The 20,608-nt window shown below is 39.1% G+C and carries 20 protein-coding genes and 1 tRNA gene; 11 read left to right on the top strand and 10 right to left on the bottom strand.

Annotated features, from left to right (window positions below; translation table 11 throughout):
• The first annotated feature begins 2 nt into the window (after positions 1 to 2).
• Together M9899_05060 and M9899_05055 are read left to right on the top strand one after the other, a co-directional pair.
• Entirely contained in the window at positions 3 to 3,191 is a 3,189-nt protein-coding gene (locus M9899_05060; GenBank protein MCO5113525.1) for an efflux RND transporter permease subunit, read from the top strand.
• 1 nt (position 3,192) lies between these two features.
• Positions 3,193 to 3,378, top strand: coding sequence for a DUF2892 domain-containing protein (locus M9899_05055; protein ID MCO5113524.1), 186 nt, complete (start codon positions 3,193 to 3,195; stop codon positions 3,376 to 3,378).
• Positions 3,379 to 3,508: 130 nt separating this feature from the next.
• Here the strand turns inward: M9899_05055 and M9899_05050 are convergent, their stop codons facing one another.
• Entirely contained in the window at positions 3,509 to 3,988 is a 480-nt protein-coding gene (locus M9899_05050) for a hypothetical protein (protein MCO5113523.1), read from the bottom strand.
• Between the two features lie 219 nt (positions 3,989 to 4,207).
• On the opposite strand from M9899_05050, the gene M9899_05045 reads away from it, so the two are divergent.
• Together M9899_05045 and M9899_05040 are read left to right on the top strand one after the other, a co-directional pair.
• Entirely contained in the window at positions 4,208 to 5,971 is a 1,764-nt protein-coding gene (locus tag M9899_05045; GenBank protein ID MCO5113522.1) for a DUF2339 domain-containing protein, read from the top strand.
• Between the two features lie 714 nt (positions 5,972 to 6,685).
• Positions 6,686 to 7,240 (top strand): recombinase family protein, encoded by a 555-nt coding sequence (locus M9899_05040; protein MCO5113521.1) that lies wholly within the window; start codon positions 6,686 to 6,688, stop codon positions 7,238 to 7,240.
• Positions 7,241 to 7,408: 168 nt separating this feature from the next.
• Here the strand turns inward: M9899_05040 and M9899_05035 are convergent, their stop codons facing one another.
• From M9899_05035 to M9899_05005, 7 genes are all read right to left on the bottom strand, one after another.
• On the bottom strand, positions 7,409 to 7,822 hold the full coding sequence (locus M9899_05035; protein ID MCO5113520.1) for a hypothetical protein: 414 nt from the start codon (positions 7,820 to 7,822) through the stop codon (positions 7,409 to 7,411).
• Complete coding sequence (locus M9899_05030) at positions 7,819 to 8,094, bottom strand: DUF1971 domain-containing protein (GenBank protein ID MCO5113519.1); 276 nt, start codon at positions 8,092 to 8,094, stop codon at positions 7,819 to 7,821. The genes M9899_05035 and M9899_05030 overlap by 4 nt, the downstream gene beginning before the upstream one ends.
• Before the next feature lie 4 nt (positions 8,095 to 8,098).
• Complete coding sequence (locus M9899_05025; GenBank protein MCO5113518.1) at positions 8,099 to 12,625, bottom strand: efflux RND transporter permease subunit; 4,527 nt, start codon at positions 12,623 to 12,625, stop codon at positions 8,099 to 8,101.
• Between the two features lie 37 nt (positions 12,626 to 12,662).
• Entirely contained in the window at positions 12,663 to 13,085 is a 423-nt protein-coding gene (locus tag M9899_05020) for a hypothetical protein (GenBank protein MCO5113517.1), read from the bottom strand.
• A 54-nt stretch (positions 13,086 to 13,139) separates the two neighbouring features.
• Positions 13,140 to 13,571: a hypothetical protein gene (locus M9899_05015; GenBank protein ID MCO5113516.1), complete on the bottom strand. Its 432-nt coding sequence runs from the start codon at positions 13,569 to 13,571 to the stop codon at positions 13,140 to 13,142.
• Positions 13,568 to 13,987, bottom strand: coding sequence for a MarR family transcriptional regulator (locus M9899_05010; protein ID MCO5113515.1), 420 nt, complete (start codon positions 13,985 to 13,987; stop codon positions 13,568 to 13,570). The genes M9899_05015 and M9899_05010 overlap by 4 nt, the downstream gene beginning before the upstream one ends.
• Positions 13,988 to 14,153: 166 nt before the next feature.
• Positions 14,154 to 14,230: transfer RNA gene (locus M9899_05005), tRNA-Pro, on the bottom strand.
• A 98-nt stretch (positions 14,231 to 14,328) separates the two neighbouring features.
• Here M9899_05005 and M9899_05000 point away from each other — a divergent pair.
• The 3 genes from M9899_05000 (at position 14,329) to M9899_04990 (ending at position 17,000) form a co-directional block, all read left to right on the top strand.
• Positions 14,329 to 15,699, top strand: a complete 1,371-nt coding sequence (locus M9899_05000; protein MCO5113514.1) for an alginate export family protein — start codon at positions 14,329 to 14,331, stop codon at positions 15,697 to 15,699.
• A 108-nt stretch (positions 15,700 to 15,807) separates the two neighbouring features.
• On the top strand, positions 15,808 to 16,308 hold the full coding sequence (locus M9899_04995; protein MCO5113513.1) for a hypothetical protein: 501 nt from the start codon (positions 15,808 to 15,810) through the stop codon (positions 16,306 to 16,308).
• Positions 16,308 to 17,000, top strand: coding sequence for a hypothetical protein (locus M9899_04990; protein MCO5113512.1), 693 nt, complete (start codon positions 16,308 to 16,310; stop codon positions 16,998 to 17,000). Before M9899_04995 ends, M9899_04990 begins: the two co-directional genes overlap by 1 nt.
• A gap of 68 nt (positions 17,001 to 17,068) precedes the next feature.
• Here the strand turns inward: M9899_04990 and rpsR are convergent, their stop codons facing one another.
• On the bottom strand, positions 17,069 to 17,386 hold the full coding sequence (gene rpsR / locus M9899_04985; protein ID MCO5113511.1) for a 30S ribosomal protein S18: 318 nt from the start codon (positions 17,384 to 17,386) through the stop codon (positions 17,069 to 17,071).
• A 156-nt stretch (positions 17,387 to 17,542) separates the two neighbouring features.
• On the opposite strand from rpsR, the gene rpmB reads away from it, so the two are divergent.
• The 4 genes from rpmB (at position 17,543) to M9899_04965 (ending at position 20,139) form a co-directional block, all read left to right on the top strand.
• Complete coding sequence (gene rpmB / locus M9899_04980; protein ID MCO5113510.1) at positions 17,543 to 17,836, top strand: 50S ribosomal protein L28; 294 nt, start codon at positions 17,543 to 17,545, stop codon at positions 17,834 to 17,836.
• Positions 17,837 to 17,838: 2 nt separating this feature from the next.
• Positions 17,839 to 18,045 (top strand): KOW motif-containing protein, encoded by a 207-nt coding sequence (locus tag M9899_04975; GenBank protein MCO5113509.1) that lies wholly within the window; start codon positions 17,839 to 17,841, stop codon positions 18,043 to 18,045.
• 143 nt (positions 18,046 to 18,188) lie between these two features.
• Positions 18,189 to 18,998, top strand: coding sequence for a hypothetical protein (locus M9899_04970; protein ID MCO5113508.1), 810 nt, complete (start codon positions 18,189 to 18,191; stop codon positions 18,996 to 18,998).
• Positions 18,991 to 20,139, top strand: coding sequence for a THUMP domain-containing protein (locus M9899_04965; protein MCO5113507.1), 1,149 nt, complete (start codon positions 18,991 to 18,993; stop codon positions 20,137 to 20,139). Before M9899_04970 ends, M9899_04965 begins: the two co-directional genes overlap by 8 nt.
• Here M9899_04965 and M9899_04960 read toward each other — a convergent pair.
• A complete protein-coding gene (locus M9899_04960; GenBank protein ID MCO5113506.1) occupies positions 20,122 to 20,466 on the bottom strand; it encodes a hypothetical protein in 345 nt (114 codons plus the stop codon). The two genes, M9899_04965 and M9899_04960, sit on opposite strands and share 18 nt — an antisense overlap.
• Between the last annotated feature and the right edge of the window lie 142 nt (positions 20,467 to 20,608).

Genomic DNA, 20,608 nt, shown 5'->3' with positions numbered 1-20,608 from the left:
CTATGAATAACAATAAATTAGGTTTTGCAGGGCAAATCGGAAAGGCTTTCGTACATTCTAAACTGACTCCCGTGATTGCGGTGGTGAGCATTCTTTTGGGACTGTTTGCTGTATATCTAACCCCGAAAGAAGAAGAACCACAAATTTCTGTTCCTATGATTGATATACGAACGGGCGCGCCTGGATTTACAGCCGAAGAGATTGAAAGAAAAGTCACAGAACCCATAGAGCGCGCAGTGTGGGGGCTTGATGGTGTTGAGTATGTCTACTCCAGCAGCCAACCCCATGGAAGTTTGGTGACGGTGCGGTTTAAAGTGGGTGAGCCTATGGAACCTAGCTTGGTTAAAATTCACCATAAGCTTATGTTAATTAAAAGTGAACTTCCTGCCAATGCAATGGCTCCGCAAGTTCAGGCATTTTCTATTGATGATGTTCCTTTTCTTGTACTGTCTTTCACCTCAGACCAATTAAGTGAGTATGAGTTGCGTTCAGTAGTGGCCCCGTTAGCCAGAGAGCTGTCTAGCACTCCCGATCTCTCGCGGGTGGAATTATTAGGAGGACAAAAACGAGCGCTACGAGTGATTGTGGACCCCACTAAGATGAATCAAAGAGGCGTTTCACTACTTTCTGTGGCCCAGGCCCTAAAGAAAAATGATGCTTTGGCACCTTCAGGAAAAAACTGGAACAACGAAAAAACTTTAGATGTAGAAGTCGGTGGTCGTCTTAAGAATCTTGAAGATGTCAAAAACGTGGTCATTGGCCAACGAGGTGGCCAAGTTGTTTATATTAAGGATATTGCAGAAGTCACGGATGGCCCTGAGCAAGTGGTTAGAGGTTCGGTTCTTGTAGAAGAAGGGAAAGCTCCACAAAAAGCGGTTTCGATTGTCTTTTCAAAACGTAAAGGCACAAACGTTGTCACCCTTGCAGAACAGATTTTAAAACGAGTGAATGTCTTTGTGGAAGAGACGAAGTCGAAGCCTGAAAATTCAGACTTGAAAATGAGTGTGGTCAGAGATTATGGCTCCACCGCTTCAGATAAATCCCATGAACTGATTGAACATTTGCTGATTGCCACTTTTTCTGTAGCGTTTTTAATTGCTCTTTTTATGGGTTTGCGTGCAGCTCTTGTAGTGGCCATTGCTATTCCAGTCACGTTGGCTCTGACTTTGGCGATCTATTATTTTATGGGATACACCCTGAATCGAGTCACTCTATTTGCATTGATTTTTTCTATAGGAATTTTAGTGGATGACGCCATTGTGGTGGTGGAAAACATAGAAAGACACTTACGTGCAGGAGCAAAGGGTGGACTTGTGAAAGCCACTATCCGCGCTGTAAGTGAGGTAGGCAACCCTACAATTTTAGCGACCTTTACCGTGATTGCTGCGATTTTGCCGATGGCTTTTGTCAGAGGATTGATGGGTCCTTATATGAAACCTATCCCTGTGGGTGCTAGTCTTGCCATGATTCTTTCGCTGTTTGTCGCGTTTATTATCACTCCATGGGCTTCGGTTAAACTTCTTAAAGAAGAATCGCATGACGAGTCAGAAGAAGGGCAAAAATCCAGTCGACTGGATCAAATTTATGAGCGTGTGATGGAGTTATTATTAGGATCAAAGAAATCATCTCTAGTTTTTGGTTCGTTCATTATGGTTTTACTTTTGCTCGCCTCAAGCTTAATTGCCTTTAAATCTGTAAAGGTCAAAATGCTTCCCTTTGATAATAAAGAAGAGTTCCAAGTTCTTGTGGATTATCCTGCGGAAACGCCAAGAGAAATAGCCAAAGAGCATTCTGTAGAACTGGCTCAAGAAATTTTAAAAAATAAAGACGTTAAAATGGTGCAAGTGTTTTCAGGCGAAGCGGCACCATTTTCATTTTCTGGAATGGTGAAGCACACTTTTCTAAGGGGGACTGACTATCAAAATGATCTTCATGTTCTACTTACACCCAAACATGATCGAGACCAGTCCAGTCACGAAGTGATCGAAAAGCTGCGACCAGTGATTTCTGATTTTGGTCAAAAAATGAAAGCCATCACCAAAGTTCTTGAAATCCCACCAGGTCCTCCTGTCTTGGCCACCATGATTGCTGAAGTGTATGGACCGAACCAACAAGTGCGTGATCAGGTCGCTGAAGAGCTGGCCCAGATTTTTGCCAACGAACCTAGTGTGGTCGACTTAGATACGACCATGCGAGAAGGGCGTACACGCTTGTTGTATGAATATGATCAAAAAAAAGGCGGACTATTAGGAACGAGTGCAGAAGACCTTATGCACTTGGGGCATTTGTTATTTTCAGAAACCTCCATCACTACCTTATCGGATACTCTGTCGCCAGAAGATGTTTCTGTAGATTTATCTGTGGCTCAAGATCATCGCTCCAGTGTCAGACCCTTTGCGCGTTTACAGATTCCCTCTTTTGAATCAGGTTCCGTGGAGGCCAGTGATGTTTTAAAGGAGCCTCGTGAATTTAAACAGACCACCCTTCATAGAAAAAACTTAAAACCAGTGTCCTATGTGATGAGCGAATTGGCTGGGGCAGAAGAAGCGCCCGTTTATGGAATTCTTAAATTGGCACCACAAATAAAATATCCCATCCAAACCGCAGAAGTACCTTGGGATACTCTGGCTCCTGTAGTGAAGTGGGATGGAGAGTGGTTTATCACCTATGAAGTCTTTCGTGATTTGGGTGGGGCCTTTGGTATGGTTATGATTTTGATTTATGTTCTAGTTTTAGGATGGTTTCGAAGCTTTACGGTTCCCCTGATTATTATGACTCCGATTCCCATCAGTTTAATTGGGATTCTGCCAGGACATGCCCTTGTAGGATCGTATTTTACGGCAACCTCAATGATTGGATTTATTGCGGGTGCGGGAATCATTGTCAGGAACTCCATCATTCTGGTCGACTTCATTGAACATCAAATTGCGCAAGGGATGGCTTTAAAAGAGGCAGTGGTCAGTGCGGGTGTACTTAGGTTTCGCCCTATGCTTTTAACTGCCGCCGCAGTGGTTGTGGGCAGTTCAGTGATGTTAGCAGACCCCATTTTTCAAGGTTTAGCTGTGAGCCTAATCTTTGGCGAGATCGCCGCCACAATCTTAAGTCGCTTTGCTGTACCCGTGCTTTACTACTGGTTTGTGGGACATCAAAGACAAATTCAAATTCAACACGAACTTAAAATGGAGGATTAAAATGACAATCGAAAATCAAATCAGAGCCTTTGCGGGCACCATGGTTTTATCAAGTGTAGCGTTGACCTACTATCACTCACCACTTTGGGTGTGGTTCACTGTTTTTGTAGGCGTTAATTTATTACAATCTAGTGTCACTAAATTTTGTCTAGTAGAAAAAGTTTTCAGGAAATTACAAAATAAATAAAATCTTTCTGAAAAATCCTACACGGTTGAATAATGTTATAAACGCATTAAAAAAGGGGCTTAATCGGCCCCTTTTACGATAGGACCACACCTGCGGTCCCATAGATTCTTATTTGAAAGCTTAGCACTGATTACTGAATACCTTGGTCTAAGTAGGCACCATTTCCATTTGATGGGCGTGGTGTATTGGCTTGGGCCTTTTGAATTTTTAAATCATTTTTGCACTCTTTTTGTTTATCTTCTAAATTAAACGCAAAAACATCGTCTCTTTTTGAAACAATATATTCTCCAAAGTCTCGATGGCAATTAAGACGAGCTTGAGGATCAGCTTTTTTGGCACGTAAGTCCTTCTCAATTAAATCTCCTGCTTTGCGACCGCAGACTGAAAAGACGGCTTTTTTTAACTTGCTTAGGCTTTGCTTCTGATTTTCTAATGGAGCACAATCCACTGTTTGGATGGTCTTATAAATGCAGGCATTATAAGACCCTACATAGACGTGATGCTCATTAAAATCAGAGTAATGACAGGCTTGTGCATTTGCAGAGTGAGCGGCAAAGCCCAAACATAAGAAACCACTTAAACGAAGTGCGTTTTTGATAAAATTTTTCATAAATTTTTCCCCTTTCTCTGAAAGGGTGCACGTCTTATACCAAGTCTAGACCTATTAAAAGCAGTAAAGACACTTTTATCCTCTTGGCACATATAACGTCCGTCTAAAAGTTAAACATATCGCAAGGTGTACCTTTGCTGAAAGCAATTTGACTTTAATATCAATGACCATGAAACTTAAAAATAAGTTTACGATTTAAATTTACAGCAAGGACAATTCATGGACATAGCAAATATGGAAGATAGACTTAACTCTATCGAAAAGCGTTTAAGTCAAATTGAAACCTCAATTTCTAAATTAGAATTTAAACCCCAAACGCAATCACAGGCTCATGCTGCACCTAGGTCCCAAGTGCAACCTCAAGCTGAAGTGCAAAACCCAGCTCAAAAAAATACACCAGTAACACCAACATATAATATAAAAAGTAAGCCTGTTAATTACTCTCCACGCCCTTCAGGATCAAAAAAGTCTGAGCCTGCTTATTTTAGAGAAGCAAACTGGTTGGGTGTGGTTGCTGCGATCTGTTTTGTTTTAGCTGGATGCTTTATTATTAAGCTTTCTTTAGACTCAGGCTGGTTGACTCCTGAAAGACAAATGGGCTTGGCCGCTCTTTTAGGTTTCAGTCTTATTGGGATGGGCCTGTATTTAAAAAAATTTGATTGGGGTTACTCCAGTCTGTTGCCAGCTGCAGGAATCATTGTCCTTTTTCTTACGATCTATGCGGGTTATGGTTTTTACTCCTTATTTAATTTTAATCTGTCTTTAATTTTAACAAGTGCTATTTCTGGAGCCTGTATTTGGCTTTACACTCAAATTAGACATGATATTTATGCTGTCGTTTCAGCCATTGGGGCTTATGCGTCTCCCTTAATTTTAGATGCAGATATCAGCCCTCTCGCAGAAAGTAATTTTTATTTACTATCTTACTACTATATTTGTTGTTCTTTGGTTTACTCTGTAATTTCAATTTCTATTCAATCACGCTTACTGACTTTGGTGGCGTCATATCTTGCTATTGTTTTAACTAGTATTGCTGGGGGTGTGGGCACGCAATATTATGCCCTTTCGGCTTCATTATTAGGATTACATTTTTGTATCTTTGCTGTCGGAACCTTTTTTCATAGCAAGAAAACCAAGCTGCCTTTGTCAGAAGTTGAAGCCTGGTGTTTCTTTCCCGTACTCCTAATATTTTATGCCGTAGAATATAATTTCATTTATCAAATTCAACCTGCTATTGCCCCATGGGTCACTTTAGGTTTTGCAGGATTATTGATGGGACTATATTTGTTGGCAAAAAAGTGGATGGTTCAAAAAGAACTGCACAGCGATGGTGTTGTCTTTGCTTTTATTTCGATTGTCGCATTTCATTCTGGTTATTTGGTACTGATGCCAGAGAGTTTTCGTCCGTGGTTATTGACTTTACTTCTGGTAGGATTTCTATTTTATCCTCTAAAAAAGATGACTTCTACGCTATCAAACAATGCTTTGCTGGCTTTACAGATTTGTCTCGGGGCTGTTGGCATTATCGAATATTTTAAGATTGTTTCGCATCTATTAAATGGAAGTGATCTCAATGTCTCTCTTGCTGCTGTTGCCGCTTTTATCACTATATGGATCATGTTTGCCACAAATCCTAAATTGATAGCAAGTGAATCTACAAAGGCATTAGGAGTCGCACTTCTGACAGCAACCCATATTCTTGCAATTGCGGGTTTTTATAATTTTGTTCGAGAATATGGTTCTCTGGCGGTTTCAATGTGTTGGTTGCTTTATGCCCTAGCAGTCATTCTTTTTTCTTATAACAGAAAGGATGAGATTATGGCTAAGTCTGCCTTATTGGTTCTGGGTTTGGCCGCAGGCAAGGCATTGCTTTATGACGCCGCTTCAGCTCCCACAATCATACGAATTTTATGTCTGCTATTTACGGGAGTAGTCCTATATAGCTCAGGATTCTTTTTGAAAAAAATTTCGGAGTGGAAGTAGAAAGCAGGTCTTACCCATAAAGAGAGTTGAACAGAAGATCCTTTTAAAGGGATCATCACTTACGTCGTAATGCTTCTGAAACTATATTGAACAACATGCGTAAAATTTTTTAAAGCTTTACCGAAGAAGGCAGCCTAGTTCGGTATCTGGGGCTCAATCCCCCACAAAATTTCTTTGTGCAGGGTCCGCATTGGATAAAGAGGATGTTTCTGTTAAATGCGTGAGCATCACATACTAAGAAACAGTAAGGCCTTTTAATATGAAATTTTAATTATATTTTTATTTATCTAGAAAATTCAGACAATGCCCGATCAAAATCACTCACATACTTTTGAGATGTGCAGCCATGCTTAAACGGCACCAAACGCCCAGAATCGCCACTCAGAGACTTAAATTGATCTATGACATGACAAATTTTGGCTCTTTCACATTGATGATAGCTCCTAAGTGCCGTTCCCGCAGGTTTCCAAAAAAGCTGGCGGCCTTTCGATTGAAAAACCCTCTTTCGCTATACTTCGCTTCGGCGGTTTTCCTGACTCGTTTACGGCAGTGTAATGGGGGACTGGACGCACATGCAGCTAAAGAGATACAAAGTAAGAATAAAAAAGTTTTCATATTTATACTTATCGGTGAAATCTCACCAGCCATTAAGGCAGACTAAGAGCTGTAACCTAAATTTTGAAGTCCACTCTGCATTCATGATCGGACTGATTTTTGAAGCGCGCCGTCCGCAGTGCAAGAGCCTCCCGTCCGCAGAAGGTCAAATTTGGGGATGAAGGAGTGGTTTTACGCTTTGTTGTTAAAATTGGTCGGGCAACCGCAACGCTAAACGAACCGCTTCCCAATCTTAGTTATATCTCTGTTTTTATTACACATTTTTTCAATACGCCAGCGGAAAATTACGGAATACTCAAGAAGCTTTACCTCGATTTAGGTCTCTCTATGAGGCAGATTGTAGTCGTAACTGACTCAGCTTGGCCCAAAACCTCTGTCTTGGATGCCATCAAACTTCACGGCTTGAATAAGGATCAAGGCACCCAAATGCTTCGAGTGAAGTATGGGGAAATGTTGGTAAAGGGCCAGATCGTTTCAAGCCCAAAGGAGCAGCAAGTCATAAAGCTGATCATGAAGCTTCATGAAGAGGACCAATCATTTCGTCAAATCGCTAAGCACTTAAACGATAAAAAAATTAAAAGTAAAAAAGGTGGGCAATGGGACAAGTCCGTAGTGACTACCATTGTTCGCCGCCAACAGGAGGAAGAAAAATGAAAGCAGTAGCAGAAATAGTAGCAGCCATTATTTTACTGGTTTCAGGCAGCTATATGGCCCCAAGTCTGATCAAAGAATTCAAGGTTGAAACCATTAAGAAGTTGGATCGGGGGTTGCCGGCGCTTCAGCAGTTTAGTTCTGCCTTGATAAAAAATAACTCAAATAAAATTAAAGAGAAATTTCCTGCTTATTATTTGATCCAATTTTCATTAAAGAGACGGAAATGAATATCCAAAAAATGGTTCGAATGGACATTGCTCCAATGGTTCTCGTCTCATAGGGATTTCCTAAAAAAATATGTATTCCAAAAGCCAAAAATACTAGCAGTGTCAAAGCTGCCAGAATGATGGATGATTTTAGGGCCCATTTGGTCTTTAGAATAATGCCAATCCCTGATATGACATAGAAAAAACCAGCAATGAAATTAAACCAAAGTACAAATGGAACATACCTTCCAGCAAAATCCTTTCCTTCAACTCCACCAAAGAGAGCAAATCCTCCAGATTTTATCGTCATTACTCCAAAGCCAATTGCGAGCAAGCCCAAAGTAAAGGCAATGACTTTCTTATTTCTATCGCTCATTTTAAAAACTCCACATGAAACTCAACATCCCCCAATGGTTCTACATGATGTGGAACTTGTGGCTCCACAACTCCAATTTTCCCGGGCATTAGTTCTATTGTCTCCTGTGGTTCTTTCTCGATTGTGTATAGTAATTTCCCATTGGAGACACAAATTTTTCCCCAAGTTCCTTCTTTTGTTGTATGGGCCTTCAATAATCCAGCAGGGATGGTTTCTTGATTAAAATCAGGAGTGCGTTTATATACATTTACATTTTCTGGTAATTCTTTCATTTTTTTACTCCATATATGACCGTAAATATTCATCCGTCTTTCCAACCGTAAAATATAAATTAAGAGCGGTTATTTCATTTGAAAAGTTAAGTGCTATAACTTGCAATGAGCTTCTATCATAAGCCTCTTGTAGTTTTACAAAGTCTAATGTTGTAATTCTACCATTTTCAAACCTCTTCTTTTCAGCTTTCAAAATATTGAACTGTTGCTCTTTCATCTTTTCAAGAAATACAATCTGCTCTTTATTAGATTTTACTTTTTCTTTTAGCGACTCTACGCTCTTTATAAGTTGAAGCTTGGTCTTATTTCTCCTGTAGTCTGCTTGTCTTTTTCGACTCATCGCTGCTGCTATAGCAGAATCATTTTTCTTAGTTCCTACGTCAAGATCCCAAGTCACACCAGCAAATACCTCGTATTTATCTTGAGTGTTTTCACTAATTGAGTTGCTTAAATTATCACCACGTCCAAAACTCTTTAAAGATACAAAAAAATCAACATTTGATTTTGTTTTTTCGTTTTCAATTGAAACCAATTCATCAAAAAGCTCACTATTACTTTGCATTTGTTTATAGGTAAGACCAGACTCTACTAAATTTAGAGCAGAACTACTTTTGCTGCTTAGAATTGAACTAGAAGCATTCATTTTGTCATGCTCAATCACAACAGAAGATTTCAGTTCTAAAGCACTTTCTAGAGTTAATTTCTCAATTCTTATCCTAGACTCTAAATCTTTTAAGATTTTCTCTCGACTTGTAATTTCAACTTCAGAAGTTAAGAACTCGGACTTACTGATAATTCCAGACTTTATTTTTGTTATGTTCAATTTATGTAGTTCTTTAAAACGTGTCAGTGAATTTTGAGCAATTTCTCTCTCTTCTTCTAACTTAACTATCGACCAATAATGAGTGACAGCATCGATAATTAGTTTGTCCTTTAAAGATTTACCTTGAAGGGTTTGGCCACTCTTTTTGGTAAGGGCAGCACTTCTGTTTAAGTGATATTCCTTACTGCCAAAGTTTCTCCAGAGCGGAGCGGCAATACTTGCTTTATAAACAGTATCCATCGCATTAAGATTAAATTGATTATTGGCCGGAATTGTTCCAAGCTTTTTATCCTCAAATCCAACCCCCAAACCAAGTTTTACTCCAAATGAAGTCATTTTTTCGTAATCAAAACTAAGTCCGAATCCTTCTTTCTCAGAATCAAGAGAGATCGGTGGGTTGGGATAATTTACCGAGGAATACTTAAAAAACTTTGAACTCAGTTTTGAATCGAGGAGTCCATCAACTGCATCAATGCCAAATTCAGACTGACTTACTGACTCATTTTGAATCTTAAATTCATTGGTATCTTCGACAAGTTCTACAATTCTTTTAATGTTTATTCTTGCTTCGGCCTTAACTTCTTTTGTGTGTAAACCAATTATGAGTGGGATTAATAAAACTGATAAATGTGCTGCCTTTTTGTTACCTTTAACCTTTTTCATATAGTTTCCTAGATCATTGCCAATTACGTATAGATTGGGCATTAAAATAAGAACGACCGTAGTTCCAAATAAAAGTCCATAAAGTATTGCCAATGACAGTGGAGACAACAAGGAGTCATAACCACCAATAGCATATCCAGTGGGAGCCACGGCGAGCATTGTACTTACGGTAGTTAAAGAGATTGGACGAAGCCTCTCTTTGGCCCCTTGGATGAGAACATCTATAGAGAATTTCGCATTTTCTTTAAGTCGTTGACTTAAATGATCTACAAGAACGATGGAGTCATTAACAACGATGCCAGAAAGACCAATTAGACCGATTCCTGCAAACATCGAAATTGGTAATCCATGCGCAAAAAAGGATAGAAATATTCCTACAACTCCAAAAGGGATTACTGTTAATATTAAAAAAGGTTTTGCATAAGAATCAAACATTAAACTTAGGATAAAATATATTCCAATAATCGCCAGTGCCGCAGCAATTTTTAAGCCAGCAAAAATTTTTTCTTCCTCTACTGGACGTCCACTAATTGTGTATTTAACATTTTTATCTTTGACAAAAGTTTCGTTAAATTTCTTGAGCATTTCAACTGCTGTAATCTTTTCTGTATTTATATTTCCTGTAATAGATGTTGATCGCTGACCGTTAAAATGCTTAATCTCTGCAAAAGATGGTCTTTCTTCATACTCAATCATCGTGTTTAACTTAATAAGCTGACCACGCTTATTTGCTATCGGGAGATTGGAAACAAAATCTAAATCTCCTCTCGTTTTTTTGTTCAATCTCAAGCGAAAATCATAAGTTTCATTTATTGACGAATAATCTGTGACAACCTGACCATCAAAAGCAATTCTTAAAGTCCTGATAATGTCTGCCGGTGTTAAACCTGCTTGGGCAACTTTTTTATAATTTAGCCTAAGATTAATCTCATCTTTTCCTTCAATTTGATCGTCTTTCACATCAGAGAGACCATCAATCATCTTTAAAAAATTGGCTACTTTTAGTGAGGAGTTCGCCCGGTTTTCATTGTTGTTTGAAGAGATAATTATTTCAAATGGCTCGCCAAGTGGGGGACCGATCCGCATCAGGTCAAATTCTAAACCGTATCCTTTTTCTGTATAAAATCTGTAATGTTTTGCGCGAATATCATCTACAATATCTTGAGCAGTTCTATTTCTGTCACTATAGGGAGTTAAATAAACCATAAAAGCAACTAAGTTTTCTTCGGTTCCTAAATTTGTAAGGGAGCTTAAGCTATGTGTACCGATTCTCGTGGTATATCCTACAAGCTCTTTCTTTTTTAGACTTTGAATACTCTTTTCTAATTCACTGATTATTTCTTCGACTTTTTCGGGAGCATATCCTTTTGTAAGGGTTGCTTTAATCGTGAATCCTTCAGAGGCCTCTTGCGGAAAAGAATCTTTTCTTACTTTTGTTGCACCAATAAAGACACTAAAACCAAGTATCCCTAAGAATCCAAGTGTCACAAAATAACGGTGATCAATTAACTTGCGAAGTAGTTTTTCATATAAATTCTCACCAAAAACGACAATTTTATTTTTTTGATATTGCCCCTTTTTATTTGACCCATGAGCAAGGTGAGCTGGTAATAATAAATAGCAGTCAATAAGTGAAACAAACAACGCCATCATGACAACTGTAGGCATCTGCCAAATAAATTTACCTGATAGGCCACCTAATGCTAATAATGGTAAAAATGCTACTATCGTTGTTAAAGATGATGCTAACACTGGTTTCCAGAGCCTTCCCACAGCATTACTGGCCGCTTCCTCTGGTGATTGGCCATCTTCGATATTGACATCGAAACGTTCACTTATCACCATAGCATCATCAACAATCATCCCAAGAACGATTACAAATGCCCCCATTGAAACTGAGTTAAGTGTCATCCCCATAGGAACAAACATAATCATGCTTCCAAAAATGGAAAAGGGAATACCAAATGCCGTCCAAAAAGCTGGTTTACCACCAAGGAAGTAAAAGAGTAGAATAAGAACAAGAATAAAACCAATGAGACCATTATTCTTGAGAAGAGAGAACTTACTTCTTGCATTATCAGATACGTCATTATTTAGCTTGTAAGTTACACCATCTGGGAGTGCTAGATTTGCTAAAAACTCTTTGATTTGATCAGATACTTTTAACTGATCTACACCACTTCTAATCGCCACTAGGATTGAAGCTCCACGGTTTCCATTATTACGAACAATAAGTTTTTCATCTTTAGGTCGGTAATTTAATTCAGCGACATCACTTAAGTAAACTCCTTGACCATCAGGTGACATTCTAATTACCGTATTTAGAACATCTTCTGCTTTGTCGTATTTATTAAATGAAACAATCTTTTTTTGAGATAAAAAAGATTCAAGCGTTCCACCTGTTCCGACTTGATTTCTAGTATTGATCGCAAAGTAAATCGAATTAAGATCAATTTCTTTTTCCTGAGCTTTATTAGCGTCTACTTCGATGTGAATTTCTTCATCAGGGAGACCCACCAAAGTTACATTTGAAACACCTGAAACTTTACGAAGATCATTTTCTATTTCATGTAAGGTATTTTTTAAGTGCGCATAATCGCCAGTAAAGGCAATCTCCATAATTGGACGATCTTCCGTTGTAACACTGGTAATAATGGGTTGACCTTCAATATCTGATGGGAAATCATCAATTTTATCCACTTCAGTCTGCACATCTAATAGAAGATCTTTAAATTGGAGTTCATTTAAGTTATCGTCTGCAAAGATTGTAACCCTTGATACACTTTCAATGGAACTTGAACGATATTCTTTGATATTTCCAATTTCAGCGATCTTCTCTTCCAGCTTCACAGTGACATTCAACTCAACATCTTTGGCCGATGCTCCAGGGTACTTAGTCACAATAACGATCTGATTCATTGAAACGCCAGGGAAGGCTTCCTTGGGAACCTTATAAATGAAATAGCCACCAATAATAAAATTGAGCGCCAAAATAAAATTTACCAGAATTGGTCTTTTTATAAAATAGAGGGTTACATTTTTCATTTATCCACCTTTTCTTGGTTCCTTTGATCTCAAGAATCTAAATCACTACCTTTTTGGATTTCATTAAAAAGTAACCCAACAAAAAAACACTGGCAGTCATACATACTGCTCCAATAAGTACAAAAATTGGAGATGCAGACAAAAGTAGCTCTAACAAAATGCCAATCGGCATTAATAGACCTAGAATACCTAACCAAGACACAATTTTTCTTTGAGTTGAATTGATGTCGAGTTTGAAAAGTAGATAACCAATGACAATATTTAAAAAAGCGAAAAGATTACCATGGACATGAGCTAGTCTAGCCTCGAAATGCTTACCACTGCCATAAGCAGCAGCCCACTCCGCCGCATTGGGTGCAAAGTCTCTTAAATATATTAATAAAAAGCCATAGAGCATGAACGCAGCCATTGAAAAGAGACCAATGACAATGTTTTTCTTACCTTCTAATTGAGTTTCCATTTTAAACCTTTCATTTTTAGTCTGTTCTAAACTTTGATTTATTAAATTAAATTTCTAATGATTCCATCCTTCATGCTTAAATAACTTCTCATAATCTAAAAGGGCCTCGTGAATTTTTTTGTGACCACTATCATATTGACCCTTTTTAAATTCTTGAGCCCCATCAAGAATTAATCCTAGTGATGGGTGAATGGCCTCATCTGCTTCTGGATCAAGCTTGCAAGTTTTGAATATATCGTTAACGGTGAGAGTGAGTTTATCTCCGTATTCTTTAATGCTCTTTACATCATCTTTTTTTACTTTTAATTCCTTCATCAGACTTAAGACCTTTTCCATTCGAACTTTAAGATCATCTGTAGGCTTAAACTGTTTTTTTATTTCTAAATGGTGATCACTTTTTTTAGAATGACTTTGATGATGATCATGACTTTGCGCACTGGCTGCATTTGCCACCAAAATTAGTGATACGATTATAATGGTTTTCATTTTTTTCTCCCTTTGCTTTTTTCGATTATTTTTAATTTTACTTTGTCTACTATCAAGTTGGCTGATTGTTTTATTATTTTCACTCTTTCGATACTTAGGTTGTTCATAAAGTGCTCGCCATCTGGTGAAAGAGATAAAATTTTAACTCTTCTGTTTTTGGGATCTTCTTTTCTTTCAACAAATTCTTTTTTCACAAGTTCATCAATCATTCTGCTAGACGCAGACACAGAGAGATTGAGTTTGTTTGAAATGTCATTAATGTTAATGAACCCCTCTCGATCAATAATGTGAAGAGCGGCGACCTGAGAGAAACTTAAGCTCTCTTTGCTAATGACAACGGCCAGGCGTTCAATAACGATACTGAATAGTTTTCTAGTGGTACGTTCAATTGGTGAATTTATTATTTTGCTGCTCATGACATATGAGTATATACAATATTTGCAAGGTTGCAACTATTGTATTAAGAGACGGTTCGATACCCCATCTGTACCATCAAGTGAAATATCATACGAACCAAATTAAAAGTGGTGTAATATTAAGTAATTAGGTGATTTGGGTGGTCGAGGGCTCGTGAAATTTAAATGGTCGGGAAGACAGGATTCGAACCTGCGACCCTCTGGTCCCAAACCAGATGCGCTACCAGACTGCGCTACTTCCCGAGTCGAATTGTCCATGACTGAACTTGAAGATATTGGTTTATACTATTCTTGGCTTAGAAGCACTACTTTTTTCAAAAAAACTCGTTTAACATGGGTTTATGACGAATACGAAAGCTCTTACGCATCTTATTTTGCTAATGATTTGTGCAGGTCTTATGGAAGCCCTGTTCTTGGCAGAGGCCTTTGCGCAGCAATCTAACCCCACCTACATTCAGTGGATGGGGAATTATCGTTCGCGTTTTGAATCCCTGCATCGTCCTGCGGGGGTTTCTGGGGGAAAGACCAACCGTTTGGCTCACCAAATTATTCTCTCCGCTAACTTTAAGGCGCAGGAAAATCTAAAATTTAAAGCCTCTCTTTTGGGATTTGAAACCTGGGGGAGCGACTACTTGGGTTACGCTGGGTACCCCTATTTCAGTGGTCAAGATCAAGAGATGCTTCAACTGTATGAGGCCAATGCAGAGTGGAATTTTGCTTCGGGACTTTCTGTATTTGTGGGTCGAACGCCTTTTGAAATTGGCAATGGGGCCGTGTTTTCCAAAAACCTAGATGACGATTACCCCACACGCTTTGACGGTGGATATTTTCAATACCAAACCGATGTGGCAAGGTTTCAGCTTGGGGGCTTTGCGATCTCTAGCTGGTCCTCTGGGGCTGCCGCCTATGATGATCAAGACTATAAAATTTATTTCTTGAACGCAGACCTAAAAGCTCTTGAGCCTTATGTAAAGAATATCAGCTTTACGTTTATGATGCTTGATCGTGATGAGATGGCCCTCACAGTGCCTCTACCAGTGAATTTTCCTAAAGAAGAAAAGGACATTTACGCTATCTCTTTAACGGGCGAGACAGGACGTTTTTTTTACAGCTTTGATGGAGTGATCCAAGAAGGCGTAAACAGAACCTCTGGACAAGATATTCGTGCTCACATGTTACATGGGCGCACAGGTTTTATAGCTTATGAGCCGTGGCAGTTGGGAGTTTATATCCAATACCATACAGACACAGGAGATAACGCAAGCACAGCGGGCGTAGATGAAAGCTATGACCCCCTTTACTACAACCATTTCCAAAATGCAGGAAAGATGAACTTATTGGGCTGGAGCAATTTGACCTATTACAGTGCGGGTTTGACATGGGTTTTGGGAAGCAACTCGAGATTCTTTTTAGAATATAATCGTTTTTATCGTACTTCGGCCTCTTCTGGTATTCGTGGCCTTGGGGCCTTGGGAGGAAACTCACTGGTGTGGGATTCTGGGGCGTCTTTAGATGGACCCTATAACAATAATTTGAACTCCACTGAAAAATTTATTGGACACGAGATGGACTTGACCTATGAACTGCAAACCGAATCTGGGCTTAGGTTTCAGTCTATCACGGGGCTACTTTTACCTGGGGATTATCTGAAAGCTTATGGCAAAGATGCTCAGATTTTCTTTCAAAGACTAGGTGTGGAAATTTCTTTCTAAAATTCAGGCCAAGGTCTGGTTGAGGGGGCAACAATAAAATCCCTAAATTGGCAACCAAAAACTAGACCTGTAAAAAAATAAAAAATCTAATATGCTTAAGACATGAAAGTGTGTTCAGTTTTTTTACTGGTAGTTTTAATAGGACAAGTGGCCACGGCAAGTGTTTGGGCTTCTAAACGGATGAAAATGGACGAGAGACTGACTCAAGAGATTGAAGTCGTGCTGAGTCTTACAGCAGAATTTCATAAAGAACGGGTGAATAAGGCCGAAGAAGAAGCGCAAAAAACAGCTCTTAACCTGGCAAAAAAATTGGTAGAGGTAAAAAGTTTATCCGAAAAGATTCATGATGTGCAAAGTGTACATATCACTAAAATTCTAGATTCTGCATACTCTTCGTTAAAGAACTACAACGATAACCCAAAAGCCGCAGATGCCATTGGGGGACTAAAAGATTTTTTTAAAGAGATCGTGCAGATCACACAAGTCTTTGATGTTAAAAAATATAAGATCTTCTTTTGCCCTTTAGATCGTGCCTTGTGGTTACAAAAGGACTCGAAAGCTCAGAACCCGATCAATTTAAAATTTATGAATTGTGGTAAGCCCGTGTAATGGAACGTTTTCTGTCGCAAATATTCAGATATATTCCTGAATGGATGTTTGTGGCCATCATTCTCGTAGGTGCTCTAGCCTATTTTATGTATGATAAACCTCTTTATAAACTGTGTGATGCTCAGATCAATGAGTTCTCTCGGAGTCAGAAAGGCAAGCTTTTGGGGCGACTTTCACCAGCCAGAAAAAAGTGTATCAATTCTATTCGTGGTTCAGGATGTGTAGAGTACTTTCAAATTTTTGAGTCTGTAGTTGGCGACATGCCCAAGCTGCAAGAAAAATGTTTAATGGAACTAGCAGAAACTCCCATGATCAGTTTGTCTTTTGGACAATACTTAAGAACTATGGTGCAACTGGCTTGGGGAGATCGTCCACCTGGAACCCAATTTGAGAAGGTGGGCTGGCTTAAGTCTTCAGATTTAAAAACTTTTTGTCGGGTTCGCGAATTTTACAATATGTTTTATCCTCAAGAACAGTGGAATGCTCTTGTGAGTTCCACCTTGGGTTTACTGGTAGAAGACCCTGCCACAATACCCAAAACCAGAGTACAGCGCCGTCTGAGTGAGATTGATGCCAATGAAGCCAAGGATAAAGAAGAGGACGATAAGTATTATTTCCGCAAGGCCAAAATGAAGCCCGATCGTGCGTTCACATTAAGCTTATTTTCTTTGGACTGCTTGCCCTATCAATAAAATAAAATAAAAAATCCCCATGAAAGGGGATTTTATTGCGTTGAGTTAATCTGTAATAAATACAGGATCTAGTATTCAAAAGGCTTTGGAGAGATCGGCGCAGGTCTTTTGAAATCGTCATAAGCGATAGAGCCGTTAGGCAATAAAGCAAGATGACGAGCGCGTTTGATCGCCTTATTAAGGGCCTTTTGCTGTTTAAAGCTCAATTTGCTTACGCGAGCAGGAACAATCTTACCGCCTTCAAATAGGAAACGAGCTAGCGAAGAAGGGTCCTTATAGTCAAATTTAAAAGAAATAGGGTAGTCAGGGCGAAATTTGGTTCTTGTAGATTTTTTCTCTGATCTGTCGCCTGAATCTGCGTTTTTATCGAATTTTTCGTTATCCATGTTATGATCCTCCACATTGGACATCAGGAGAGGGGTCCTTAAGTGGCCCTTCTCTGTGGTTTCAAGGTTTATATAATAATTTTTAGTTGCCAACAAGCCCTAAAATTCACTATAAGTCTTATTTTACCACTGCCGCATAATTTTTTTGGAGGAAGTATGTCTCGTTGTGAATTGACTGGAAAAGGCCCTGTTGTGAAGAACTTAGTGAGCCACTCAAATATTAAAACTAAATCTACAGCTCTGCCCAATATTCAAAAGAAGAAACTTTTGAGCCAGGCTTTGGATTCTCAAGTGACTTTAAACGTAGCTGTGAGCACTCTAAAAAGTATCGAGCACACAGGTGGATTTGATAAATTCATCCTTAGCCAAAAAGACGAAGTGCTGTCTAAACGTGCTTTGGTGATCAAAAACAAAATTCAAAAGAAATTAAGAGCTAAAAAAGGAAACTAGTCATGAAGTTAAAGATTAAAAAAGGCCAAAAAGTAAAAGTGATTTCTGGTAGCCATAAAGGTATGACTGGTGAAGTTCTTGATATTGATAAAACAAATCTTAAGATCAAAGTTTCAGGCGTAGCCATTAAGACTCATTTTTCTAAAGAAGATGGTCTACAAAAGAAAGAAGCCTATATTGATTACTCTAAAGTGGCTGCTGTAAAATAGTGATGAACTAAAACCCGCTAGAGTGTTTTAGTTTAGATATAAGAACCCTCGCCAAAACGAGGGTTTTTTTATTTCAAATCACAACACTACTCGCGCACTTTAGCTTATGGTATTTTAAAAGAGGACACAGCAAGGAGTGGATTGTGACTCAATCACAGGTGCGTATTGCGGTCATGCAAATGACTTCAAGTAACGACGTCAAAAGAAATCAAGAATGGATTTTACATCAGCTTGAAGCGATGCCTAATGACATACGCTTAGTCTTTTTTCCAGAGAATGCCCTAAGTATCACAATTGCACCCGACGACAAGCCTAAGGCCTTTACGTTTGAAGATGATTTTTTTCAGCAACTGCAAAAGCGCTGTCTTGTCGGTGGCTATCAGATTCATTTTTGCACCCCCATTCAAAAGCCAGACGGAGTTTACAGCTCGTCTTTCTGGGTAACGTCAGAGGGAATCCAAGATGTTTATGATAAGAACCACCTCTTTAAGGTTAAGCTCCCGCAGCTAGACATTGATGAAGGCCGCCAGTTCAAAGCGGGCGAGCAAAGTGTGATTCACGCCTACAAAGATTGGAAGATCGGGTCTTCGATCTGTTACGATATACGTTTCAGTTATCACTTTCTTAACTATGCTTTACAAAACGTAGACATCATTACCGTGCCAGCGGCTTTTACAGTGCGCACAGGCAGAGACCATTGGGAGACTTTACTTAGAGCCCGTGCCATCGAAAATCAGTGTTATATCATTGCCGCAGCACAGACAGGTACACATGTTTGCCCTAAGACAGGCGCAGAACGCCAGAGTCACGGCCAGTCACTTGTCATAGATGCTTGGGGAAATATTTTATTAGATGCAGGTAAACCTTCAGGTGCCTTTTACTGTTATCTTGATAAAGATATCATTCAAAAGACCAAACAGGTGCTGCCTCTAGCAAGGCGGGAACGTGCCTAGTTTTTTAGCTGTAACATCTCGTGGTCTGCACAAAGCTTTGTTAGATGAAATGACAGAGCGAGATTTTCAATCCTTAAATAAAACCGCTTCAGGGGTAGAGTTTTCTGGTTCATGGAAAGAGTGTTATCGTGCAAATTTACTTTTAAAATGTACACCACGAATTTTAAAACCCATCTTGGACTTTTCTGCTTATAACAAAGAAGACTTTTATAATAATGCCAAAAAGCATGACTTCACGAAATATATTGAGCCCCATCAAACCTTAGCGGTGCAAAGCAGTGTGCAAGGCAGCATCTTTACAGATCAAAGATACCCAAGCATGCTGTTAAAAGATGTGGTTGTGGATCAGTTTCAGGCAAAATTTAACAAGCGACCAAATGTGAATAAAGACCAGCCTGACTTAAGTTTATTTGTAAAAATTTATAATAGCCAAGTCTCTATTGCTTTAGACACTACGGGTTTTTCTTTAACCCAAAGAGGCTACCGAGAGCAGACAGCTACAGCCCCCATCAAAGAACATCTTGCTGCGGCTGTGTTGATGCTTAGTAAATGGCAAGTGGGTGAACCTCTTTACGATCCTATGTGTGGTACGGGGACCTTTTTGATCGAGGCCGCAAAATGGAACGATCTGCGTGATGATCGCTTTGGATTTAAACGCTGGAAGGCCTTTCAAGTAGAGCCCTACAACGAACTGGTTAAAGAATTACAAAAACAAAAACCTTCGACTCCCACCTTTATCATGGGGTCTGATATTTCTGATCAAAACATTGAAAGCACGGCGGGTAATCTTAGACGTGCGAAGTTGATTGATAAAATCAATTTATTTTCAATGAACTACTTTAACTTAAATGCTGAAAAATTAAAAATGCGTTTAAAACAAGACTTACCAGAAAAGGGACTTGTGGTCCTTAACCCCCCTTATGACAAAAGGCTTCAGGTCAAAGGCAATTTAGAAAATTTTTATGATCAAGTGGTTCTAAAAACCGCAGAAGTATTCCCTAACTGGAGACTGTCGTTACTTGCTCCAGGGGATTTTGATGAACGTAAGATGAAGTGCACTGTGGATTCGCTGGCTCGCTTCGAATCTGGTGGAATGAAGATTAAACTTTTAAGATTTCCAAACTTAAAAAGGTTTGTATAAAGCCATATAGACCATTACAAGAGCAATAAATCCATACATCAATAGAAGTTGAATGGGAGTAAGTTTCTTGGCAAAAGATGGGCCCATACCCACTAACAGCCATCCTACCATTTTCACCCAAACCCAGATGGGCAGAGGCCATGAGATATTGGCTTTAGCCAGCCATCCAAACCCAGCAATAAAAGCAACGAGTAAACAAATACCATTAAGGGCCACATACACTTTGCGGGATTTTGCCTGTTCAGCAAGGGCCACCAGACCACCTAAAGTGATAAAGGTTAAAAGAATGGCGGCGACATGCAAAAATTTATAAAAAGTAGGACTCATGGCGGTCTCCTTAGGCTTTTAAATATAGAAGGCACTCTATCCTAAAATAAAGGGCATTTAAAGGGTTTTTGCCTAGGTGCAACTTTTCATAGCAGGTGTGTAGGGGCATATTTTCCATATTATCTCTGAGGGGGGGATTTGG

The sequence above is a fragment of the Pseudobdellovibrionaceae bacterium genome (genome assembly GCA_023954155.1).
In the GTDB taxonomy this organism is placed as follows: domain Bacteria; phylum Bdellovibrionota; class Bdellovibrionia; order Bdellovibrionales; family UBA1609; genus JAMLIO01.
Note: the sequence above shows the minus strand (reverse complement) of the source record. Positions and strands in the feature narration are given on the sequence as shown.

Bases quoted from the DNA above. Each gene is read 5' to 3' on its own strand.
- M9899_05000 (MCO5113514.1), top strand. From the start codon at position 14,329: ATGACGAATACGAAAGCTCTTACGCATCTTATTTTGCTAATGATTTGT.
- rpsR (MCO5113511.1), bottom strand. From the start codon at position 17,386: ATGGATAACGAAAAATTCGATAAAAACGCAGATTCAGGCGACAGATCA.
- M9899_05015 (MCO5113516.1), bottom strand. From the start codon at position 13,571: ATGAAAACCATTATAATCGTATCACTAATTTTGGTGGCAAATGCAGCC.
- rpmB (MCO5113510.1), top strand. From the start codon at position 17,543: ATGTCTCGTTGTGAATTGACTGGAAAAGGCCCTGTTGTGAAGAACTTA.
- M9899_05035 (MCO5113520.1), bottom strand. From the start codon at position 7,822: ATGAGCGATAGAAATAAGAAAGTCATTGCCTTTACTTTGGGCTTGCTC.
- M9899_04990 (MCO5113512.1), top strand. From the start codon at position 16,308: ATGGAACGTTTTCTGTCGCAAATATTCAGATATATTCCTGAATGGATG.
- M9899_05030 (MCO5113519.1), bottom strand. From the start codon at position 8,094: ATGAAAGAATTACCAGAAAATGTAAATGTATATAAACGCACTCCTGAT.
- M9899_05045 (MCO5113522.1), top strand. From the start codon at position 4,208: ATGGACATAGCAAATATGGAAGATAGACTTAACTCTATCGAAAAGCGT.
- M9899_05055 (MCO5113524.1), top strand. From the start codon at position 3,193: ATGACAATCGAAAATCAAATCAGAGCCTTTGCGGGCACCATGGTTTTA.
- M9899_05050 (MCO5113523.1), bottom strand. From the start codon at position 3,988: ATGAAAAATTTTATCAAAAACGCACTTCGTTTAAGTGGTTTCTTATGT.
- M9899_04960 (MCO5113506.1), bottom strand. From the start codon at position 20,466: ATGAGTCCTACTTTTTATAAATTTTTGCATGTCGCCGCCATTCTTTTA.
- M9899_05060 (MCO5113525.1), top strand. From the start codon at position 3: ATGAATAACAATAAATTAGGTTTTGCAGGGCAAATCGGAAAGGCTTTC.
- M9899_05025 (MCO5113518.1), bottom strand. From the start codon at position 12,625: ATGAAAAATGTAACCCTCTATTTTATAAAAAGACCAATTCTGGTAAAT.
- M9899_04975 (MCO5113509.1), top strand. From the start codon at position 17,839: ATGAAGTTAAAGATTAAAAAAGGCCAAAAAGTAAAAGTGATTTCTGGT.
- M9899_05010 (MCO5113515.1), bottom strand. From the start codon at position 13,987: ATGAGCAGCAAAATAATAAATTCACCAATTGAACGTACCACTAGAAAA.
- M9899_05020 (MCO5113517.1), bottom strand. From the start codon at position 13,085: ATGGAAACTCAATTAGAAGGTAAGAAAAACATTGTCATTGGTCTCTTT.